Source organism: Pseudomonas rubra (assembly GCF_028656935.1).
In the GTDB taxonomy this organism is placed as follows: domain Bacteria; phylum Pseudomonadota; class Gammaproteobacteria; order Pseudomonadales; family Pseudomonadaceae; genus Aquipseudomonas; species Aquipseudomonas rubra.
Genome location: NZ_JAMDGZ010000028.1, coordinates 1 through 7,716, shown reverse-complemented (window position 1 = coordinate 7,716; position 7,716 = coordinate 1). Strand labels below are relative to the sequence as shown.

Sequence of the window (7,716 nt, the reverse complement as noted above, 5' to 3'; positions counted from 1 at the left end):
GCTTGCCCCGCGATCAGGCCAATGCAGCCCTAGATTCTTGATAGATGCTACAGTTATGTTATAACAAACCACATAACTAACTTACGTCCACTCCCAACATGCCACTCCCCCTCCAACGCCTGCTCTACATCGACGCCCTGCGCGGCCTGGTCATCGTCTTCATGCTGCTCGACCACGTGCGCGAAACCTTCTTCCTGCACCATCAGGTCAGCGACCCGATGGACGTCGCCAACACCGACCCCTGGCTGTTCCTCAGCCGTACCCTCGCCCATTTGTGCGCCCCGGTGTTCGTGCTGCTCACCGGTCTGTCAGCCTATCTATACGGCGAAAAGCACCAGGGCAAGGCTGCGGTCTCGGCCTTCTTGTTCAAGCGCGGCCTGGTGCTGGTGCTGCTGGAGTTCACCCTGGTCAGCCTGGCCTGGACCCTTGAGCTGCCACCCAAGGTGATCTACCTGCAGGTGATCTGGGCCATCGGCCTGAGCATGCTCGCCCTGGCTGGCCTGGTGTGGTTGCCGCGGTCAGTGCTGTTGGTACTCAGTGCGCTGATCATAGCCGGACACAACCTGCTCGATCCCCTGCATTTCGCCAAAGAGTCGGTGATGCACATCCCCTGGGCGATCTTGCATGACCGTGGCTGGCTGGATATCGCGGACGGCCTGCGCCTGCGTACCTCTTACCCACTGCTGCCCTGGATCGGCGTGATCGCCCTGGGCTACGCCATGGGGCCATGGTTTGCTCGGGAAGCGGACGCCCTGGCACGTCAACGCAAGCTGTTTTTAGCAGGCGTCGGCGCCCTCGGCGTGTTCTTGCTGCTGCGCCTGCTCAACGCTTATGGCGAGGCACCCTGGCAGGTTGGTGAAACCACACTGCGCACCCTGATGAGCTTCTTCAATATAACCAAATACCCGCCATCGCTGCTGTTCCTGGCCCTGACCCTGGGCGTCGGCCTGTTGCTGTTGCGCAGGTTCGAACAGTTGCAGGGCAGCCGCGCGATCCAACTGCTGAGCGTATTCGGCGCAGCACCGATGTTTTTCTACCTGCTGCACCTGTACGTGCTGAAGTTGCTGTACCTGATCGCCGTCGCCGCCGTTGGCCTGAACCAGGGCAACTACTTTGGCTTCGACGCAATCTGGGCGGTATGGCTGACGGCAATGGTCTTGAGCGTTGCGCTCTACCCGCCGGTACGCTGGTTTTCCGCGCTCAAGGCCCGGCGCCGGGACATCGGCTGGCTCAAGTACTTCTGAGCACAGGCACGCCCCTGCAGCCAGGGGCGGCCCGAACTGCGCTTACTGGCTTTGCATTTTCGACTTGATAAAGCCGGCGATAAAGGTCAGTACCGCACCCCCTGCACCGCCGCCGACAATACTGCTGATCAGCGCCGGCAGGTCCAGCGAACCACCCGCTGCCACCGCCGCACCGGGCTCACCGGTAACAGCCGCGATGATCTGCCCGACGATTACCCCGCCCACCCCACCGAAGATCGAGTTGAGTAGCGGCCCCATGCTTTGCTTGCTCATGCCGGCTGCGTTACCGCCCACCACACCGGCAACAATCTGAATGATCAGACTGACAATATCCATGATCCAACCCCTTTGTAGCGTTGAGAATTGACGACTCGCGTCCTGCTACTTCAGACAGTCATGACCACGGGAACAGAGGCGCCTGGCTCCGATCAACGACGGCACACTGTTACGGATGGGCACAGTATAGGCAGCCAACCACCAATGCGCCAAAACGGTGCTCAGGGCTTGATATTTTTCAGGCTGTTAAGCAAGCCCAGCAGTTCTTGCAGCTTATCTTCGCCGAACTGCTCGAGGATGCGCTGGTAGTTGTGCTCCATGTCTTCGCTCATGTCGACGAAGCACTGCTGGCCCTGTTCGGTCAGGCCGACGAACACCCGGCGCTGGTCCTGGCTGGACTTCTTGCGCCGCACCAGGCCGTCACGCTCCAGGCGCGCCAGCACGCCGGTCATGCTCGGTTTGAGGATACAGGCCTGCTCGGCCAGTTGATGGCTTTCCAGTTCGCCTTGCTGGCGCAGGATACGGATCACCCGCCATTGCTGTTCGGTCAAGCCATGGGCATTGAGCGAGGGTCGGAAGAACGCCATGGCGGCTTCGCGGGCTTGCAACAGGGTCAGGGTCAGGGACGGTCTTGGAGTGGGCATGGTTCAGGCTGGTAGTCATCGGTGACAGCCAGCTTAAGAGAAACCACGCGATGCAGCAAAGCCGCGCGGGCGCTGCTTCGGCCATATGCCGGACGCTTGTCAAATATAATGAACTGGCCGTAGCAGGCAGCATGCTGGTTTCCGAGGGCTGCGGGTACATAATTGCATCCAGGCAATCTCAAGCTTCGCCCACGCAATCTGAAGTCGTTTGACATATTAAACGGCTCTGGCAAGCTAGATGACAGGTTTCGACCGGATACAGCCCCTTGCTTGGCGTACCGGCAGTGCTCGAAACCTCAGGCAGCGCAAAGGTTTCAACTGCGCGCCTGCATAATAATGACAGGCTGCGCCTGTCCCAAGGTGACATATGCCCAACAGCAACATTGGCAATAAGAATCAAACCCCTCGCAAACCTGTCGTGCTGATGACCATGGGCTCCCAGGAGCGCAAAGGCCACGACTACCAGGTCATGACCCACAAATACATCGTGCCGCTGGTAGAACACGCCGGCTGCGTACCTGTACTGGTGCCAACCTGCTGCGGTACCGACGACCTCGAAGCCTACCTGGACATGGCGGACGGTGTTTACCTGACCGGCGCTGGCAGCAACATCGACCCGGCCCTGTACGGCCAGGAAAATGAAACCCCGGGCAAGTCCCAGGACCGCAACCGCGACCTGTTCGACCTGCCGCTGGTGCAACTGGCCATCGCCCGTGGCCTGCCGATCTTCGGCATTTGCCGTGGCATGCAGGAAATCAACGTGGCCCTGGGTGGTGACATCTACCAGAAGGTCTACGCCGAGCCTGGCTTCAACGACCACCGGGAAAACCCCGACGATCCGGTCGATGTCCAGTACAGCGCAGTGCATAGCGTCAAGCTGGAGCAAGGCAGCTGGTTGCACAAACTGCTGCGCAGCGATGAAATCCGCGTCAACTCGCTGCACGGCCAGGGCCTGAAAAACCTTGGCGAAGGCATCGAAGCGCTGGCCCGCGCCGAAGACGGCCTGGTCGAAGCCATCCACGCCCCGAGCCTGTCGCCTTTCCTTTTCGCGGTGCAATGGCACCCGGAATGGCAAGCCGCAAAAAACCCGGACTCGGTGAAGATGTTCCAGGCCTTTGGTGACGCGTGCCGCAAGCAGGCAGCCAAGGGGCAGGTGGTCAGGAAGCTGGGGACGGCTGCCTGATTGATGATTGAACTGGTTCCTTCGTGATTGGTTGGAGCCAGTTTGGTTTAATTTGAGCAAATTCGATCAATACTAAATGCATCAATCGCCACAGGTGTGGTCTCACCTGCTACCAAACTAGCAATTACATCTCCAATTGCGGGTGCAAACTTAAATCCGTGGCCTGAACATGCAGAAGCCGCAAACATGTTCTCATATCCCTGCACCCTACCAATATAGAAAGACTCGTCCTGACTCATTGTGTAAATGCACACCTTAGCTTTTGCGGGCATCATCTCTAGATCTGGGAGTATTGCCCCTACACTCTCGCTAATTTCCTTCACCAATAATGGCGACACCTCCTCTGACTTGGCACCTAGCCTGCAAGAGGCTTGCTGACGATTATGAAACCCAATTTTTACACCCGGCTCATTCTGGCTAATAGATGGCAAGCCATACAACAATCCTCCACTAGCCAGCTCATATAGAAACACAGGAAAGTTTATATTTTCAAATTTTGACGCCATTTCTTTCCTCGGCTCGAACCAATAAACAGGAACCCTTCGAGGCAGAAGATGCGCTTTCAACTCTGGAACCCAGTTAGGTAGCCACGGACCTGTAGTTAGAACAACAGAATTCGTTGTCACGCACAGCCCACGACGGGTATAAAGCCTAAAACCCTTGCGGTGCCTTCGGACACAAACAACTGCATCACCATACAACAACTCCGCCCCTTGACGAGTTGCCGCCAGTATCATTTTCGACCTTGCACACTGAGCAGCAATAGCGTAAGCACCTGGCTCGTATACAGCATGACAACTACTATCAACACTAAATACGGGAAATGAGCTTTTAACCTGTCGAGCGCTCCATTCAGTATGCTCGACCGATGCGCGCCTTGCCGTATCAATACTGCCTGCAACCATTCCCGATCCTTTTGGACCAATAAAAATGCCCCCAGTTTCATAAATTAAGGGTGTTGCCGATAGCGCCTGCAAACTTCTCCATCGCTGATCAGCATGATTGAGCATTGAAGTATATTTTTCTCCCTCCCAGTATGCACGACGAAAAATACGAGATGCTCCATGTGACGAGCCTTCGCAATGCCCTTGCACGCGGGCGTCAATACCTAATACTCGTAGATTTTTCTCTGCCAACCTCCAAAGTGTCGCCTCGCCCATCACACCCAGCCCGACGACAACAACATCATAGATGGTTCCCATTCCGTGCCCTCCGCCCGGTACTAAAATAGCTTTTTTGCTGCTGAGAGTATCAGAGGAAAAATCATGACACCCCATATAACTAGCACGACAATCACGACCACCATATTTAACGACTGATGAAAAACCAATGATGCCAATATAAGCTGAGTTACTGGCAGCACAAACTGAAACGCACTCATTACCATTAAAGACAGATGCTTAACTGCATAAGCCAGCAACACCAATGGGAAGACCGAAACAAAACCAGCAAGAACAATGCCCCCCTGAGGAAAACTGAACACAGAGCTAGATGGCCCTAAATACCATAGCGCAATAGCGACAGTTAATAAGCAGCCCATTGCTAGAACCCCAGCCTCCAACGCACTCCCACTCAACGCATCAAGCGACGACATTCGCTTCAAACAAACATACCCACCCCAACTGGCCGCTACTAGCAGATACACACCATGCTGCAATTCTTTCGAGTACGTCACGAGAAACACTACCCCGCCGCCAACAAGGAGATAAACCACAACATGCTGGCGACTTAATCTTTCATTGAGCCTCCAAATACTTATCATCACAGTGACGCAAGGGGCGATGAGGTAACCCAGCCCTGTCTCCAGTACATACCCCTGTACAGAAGCCCAGATAAATACCCCCCAATTCACTACTAGCAGCAGAGCGGCAGAAGCGTGAAGCGTTATGTTTTTCTTGTTCAACTTCCCACACAGTCCTTTCAGCTCCCCGACGACCATGAGCACGAGCAGCAGCAGCGCCAATGAAAGAAAAACCCTATAAACAAGCAACACCACAGCAGGTATCTGACCTAGCGCATTCCAATACAACGAAGAACCACCTAGCCATAGGTTTGCCCCAAGTCCTGCAAAAATCGCGAACGCCTTTGAGCGTGCTATCGAAAAACGTTTTCTGGAAACCTCATCAGGACGCATGGAAAAACTCTACAACCTCATAAGACCAATATATATTGCCTTCTGAATCAGTTGAGTATGCAGCCAACCCGCTTTTACGCCATTCTTTAAAACAATTCAATATTTGCCCCGAAAGCCTGGACCACTCGGCAGCATAGAAAAATAATGGAAAGGTATGACGCTCCACAAGCCTATAACTTAATGGCGGAGCGTTATTGCATTCTAATTTATACCTCTGAAGCACATCCCTTATACCAACCAGCGAATTCAGCCCTACCAGAGCGACATCACGCCCATCTAAAGCCCTTGGCAACAAATGGAGAAACCTCAACAAAACCTCATCCCCATAGAACATAGTGTTCAACGGCATATCAGCCGGCGCGTTACCCCCATGTAAACTCAGCACTAATTCATCAGAGGGTGCGCGTCACCCTGGAGGGTTGAAAACAATTCTATCAAACAAAAAATCACTTACCCCTTCAAAGAGATCTCCAACCTCAAACAAAATACACTCATCCGCAAAATTATTCCGCTCATTCTGCTGTGCCAGCAAAACAGAACGTTCGCAGATATCAGTGGCACAAACGCACTCATAACCTAGCTGCCGCGCCAGCAATGCATGTACTCCGCTACCCGTTCCCACATCTAAAAAGCGCTGACCAGGCTTCACATTACCTGCCGACTTTACTAAGTAGGCACCCAACGCCAAACCCGCGGGGCTTACTTCAAATACCCCCGGATTACGTTCTAACTCCACGCAACACCCCAAACCAAAGTAAGCTGATAGCGGCGCACCAATATCCTTTTGTTTCGGAGAGTGCTGCAACGGAAGTAAGCGCTCAACCATCCAAGCTTTATCTATGAGACCTTTCATTTTCAGCCTCCTCTACCATGCAACCTAATGATCTCGAGTGGATCGTCGCCTTGAGCAAAGCATCGCCTACAACTTCTTTAAAATTATTACGATCCAACACTTCTACTGCCCGGGCAGTTGTACCACCGGGAGTCATAACATCTCGACAAAGCTGCATCGGCCGCCTGTCACCCACTGATAACAACGAACCTGTCCCACAAAGAACTTGAGCTACAATTAAAGCAGACTCATCATCATTAAAACCTTGCTCAACTGCAAAGCAGCGCATACATTCAGCAAAGTAACTTATATATGCTGGCCCGCCACCACATATAGCAGTAGCCGGATCCATAAGATTTTCGCTCTCAACCCGGATAGCCTCACCGAAGAGGGATAACACACGCTCAGCAAACTCCAGACATAAAAGTGAAACTGATGTCGCAGCGCAGAACACGGTCATGCTTTTAAGTGTCTCTGCAGGTGTATTGGGAATCGCTCGGACCACATTACAGATTTGCAATGCATGCTTGATAGTAGCGATACGAACTCCGGCCATGACAGATATAACCAAACCTGCATGCCCTTTTAAAGCCAACGTACTGCTAGCGAATCCCGAGAAACTGTTTGGAGGCAACGCCAATACAACTGTCGCTCCTCCATCAATATTGTCTATGGCGCTAGCTACATCGACACCCATAGCGGCAACTTTTTCACGCCGCAATGGTGATGTATCAACTACCAATATCCTCGATTTCTGAAACCCTTTAAACAGACCAGGTAGAAGGGCTGCCCCCATACACCCGGCACCGACGAGCACAATATCGTTAGACATACCGCCTCCTGCACATGAAAGAATGTGCTGAACCAGTAGCTGCATAGGCTCTTCATGCATAAGTAGAGTACAAAGAGCTCTCTGGGCCAGCATCTGTATTGAACAACTCAGATGCTAGACCAAGAAATTTAATCACTTGCATAAGACCGTTCCGACTAAGACGAAGGAATGGTCCTAACCGGCTCAAAAATATTAGAGGCTGAATATTTAAAAATTAACTACCACACCCTATGTTACGTTGCGGAAGAAAATCAACTTACTGTATTCCTTCCGATTGACTTTTCGTCCGACCACCCGGGCTGACAACGCCGCCCTCACAGGCCATGGTACGTTGCAACAAATGTGGGAGCCGGCCTTGCCGGCGATGCGCCGCGCGGGCGGCGCTCGATCTCAAGGGCACTACAAGCCTTGCGGCGAACACCTGGCAGGCTTTACCCCATCTCAAGGCCTTCACCTTTGAACCCCTACACATCTTGCGATTGCGTGATGACGGTGAGGTGTGGGGCTTGAATTAAGGCGACCATCGCCGCCCTCACAGACCATGGCACGTTGCAACAAATGTGCCATGGCC

8 protein-coding genes are annotated in these 7,716 nt (G+C 53.3%); 2 read left to right on the top strand and 6 right to left on the bottom strand.

Features of this window, described 5'->3' with window-relative positions:
* Positions 1–98 precede the first annotated feature (98 nt).
* Positions 99–1,244: an acetyltransferase domain-containing protein gene (locus M5G17_RS14115; RefSeq protein ID WP_273893515.1), complete on the top strand. Its 1,146-nt coding sequence runs from the start codon at positions 99–101 to the stop codon at positions 1,242–1,244.
* Between the two features lie 42 nt (positions 1,245–1,286).
* On the opposite strand, the gene M5G17_RS14110 is transcribed toward M5G17_RS14115, so the two are convergent.
* Positions 1,287–1,580 (bottom strand): hypothetical protein, encoded by a 294-nt coding sequence (locus tag M5G17_RS14110; protein ID WP_273893514.1) that lies wholly within the window; start codon positions 1,578–1,580, stop codon positions 1,287–1,289.
* 161 nt (positions 1,581–1,741) lie between these two features.
* Positions 1,742–2,164, bottom strand: a complete 423-nt coding sequence (hpaR, locus tag M5G17_RS14105) for a homoprotocatechuate degradation operon regulator HpaR (protein WP_273893513.1) — start codon at positions 2,162–2,164, stop codon at positions 1,742–1,744.
* 367 nt (positions 2,165–2,531) lie between these two features.
* On the opposite strand from hpaR, the gene M5G17_RS14100 reads away from it, so the two are divergent.
* On the top strand, positions 2,532–3,347 hold the full coding sequence (locus M5G17_RS14100) for a gamma-glutamyl-gamma-aminobutyrate hydrolase family protein (protein ID WP_273893512.1): 816 nt from the start codon (positions 2,532–2,534) through the stop codon (positions 3,345–3,347).
* Between the two features lie 47 nt (positions 3,348–3,394).
* Here M5G17_RS14100 and solA read toward each other — a convergent pair whose 3' ends face one another.
* The 4 genes from solA to M5G17_RS14080 all read right to left on the bottom strand — a co-directional run bounded on the left by solA (position 3,395) and on the right by M5G17_RS14080 (position 7,145).
* Positions 3,395–4,549 carry an N-methyl-L-tryptophan oxidase gene (solA, locus tag M5G17_RS14095; protein ID WP_273893511.1) on the bottom strand — a complete coding sequence of 385 codons (1,155 nt, stop codon included), beginning with the start codon at positions 4,547–4,549 and terminating at the stop codon, positions 3,395–3,397.
* A 20-nt stretch (positions 4,550–4,569) separates the two neighbouring features.
* Positions 4,570–5,481 carry an EamA family transporter gene (locus tag M5G17_RS14090; RefSeq protein WP_273893510.1) on the bottom strand — a complete coding sequence of 304 codons (912 nt, stop codon included), beginning with the start codon at positions 5,479–5,481 and terminating at the stop codon, positions 4,570–4,572.
* A 406-nt stretch (positions 5,482–5,887) separates the two neighbouring features.
* Positions 5,888–6,334 carry a 50S ribosomal protein L11 methyltransferase gene (locus M5G17_RS14085; protein WP_273893509.1) on the bottom strand — a complete coding sequence of 149 codons (447 nt, stop codon included), beginning with the start codon at positions 6,332–6,334 and terminating at the stop codon, positions 5,888–5,890.
* Complete coding sequence (locus M5G17_RS14080) at positions 6,315–7,145, bottom strand: pyrroline-5-carboxylate reductase (protein WP_273893508.1); 831 nt, start codon at positions 7,143–7,145, stop codon at positions 6,315–6,317. Before M5G17_RS14080 ends, M5G17_RS14085 begins: the two co-directional genes overlap by 20 nt.
* Positions 7,146–7,716 lie beyond the last annotated feature (571 nt).

Bases quoted from the DNA above. Each gene is read 5' to 3' on its own strand.
- M5G17_RS14090 (WP_273893510.1), bottom strand. From the start codon at position 5,481: ATGCGTCCTGATGAGGTTTCCAGAAAACGTTTTTCGATAGCACGCTCA.
- M5G17_RS14115 (WP_273893515.1), top strand. From the start codon at position 99: ATGCCACTCCCCCTCCAACGCCTGCTCTACATCGACGCCCTGCGCGGC.
- solA (WP_273893511.1), bottom strand. From the start codon at position 4,549: ATGGGAACCATCTATGATGTTGTTGTCGTCGGGCTGGGTGTGATGGGC.
- M5G17_RS14110 (WP_273893514.1), bottom strand. From the start codon at position 1,580: ATGGATATTGTCAGTCTGATCATTCAGATTGTTGCCGGTGTGGTGGGC.
- M5G17_RS14085 (WP_273893509.1), bottom strand. From the start codon at position 6,334: ATGAAAGGTCTCATAGATAAAGCTTGGATGGTTGAGCGCTTACTTCCG.
- M5G17_RS14100 (WP_273893512.1), top strand. From the start codon at position 2,532: ATGCCCAACAGCAACATTGGCAATAAGAATCAAACCCCTCGCAAACCT.
- M5G17_RS14080 (WP_273893508.1), bottom strand. From the start codon at position 7,145: ATGTCTAACGATATTGTGCTCGTCGGTGCCGGGTGTATGGGGGCAGCC.
- hpaR (WP_273893513.1), bottom strand. From the start codon at position 2,164: ATGCCCACTCCAAGACCGTCCCTGACCCTGACCCTGTTGCAAGCCCGC.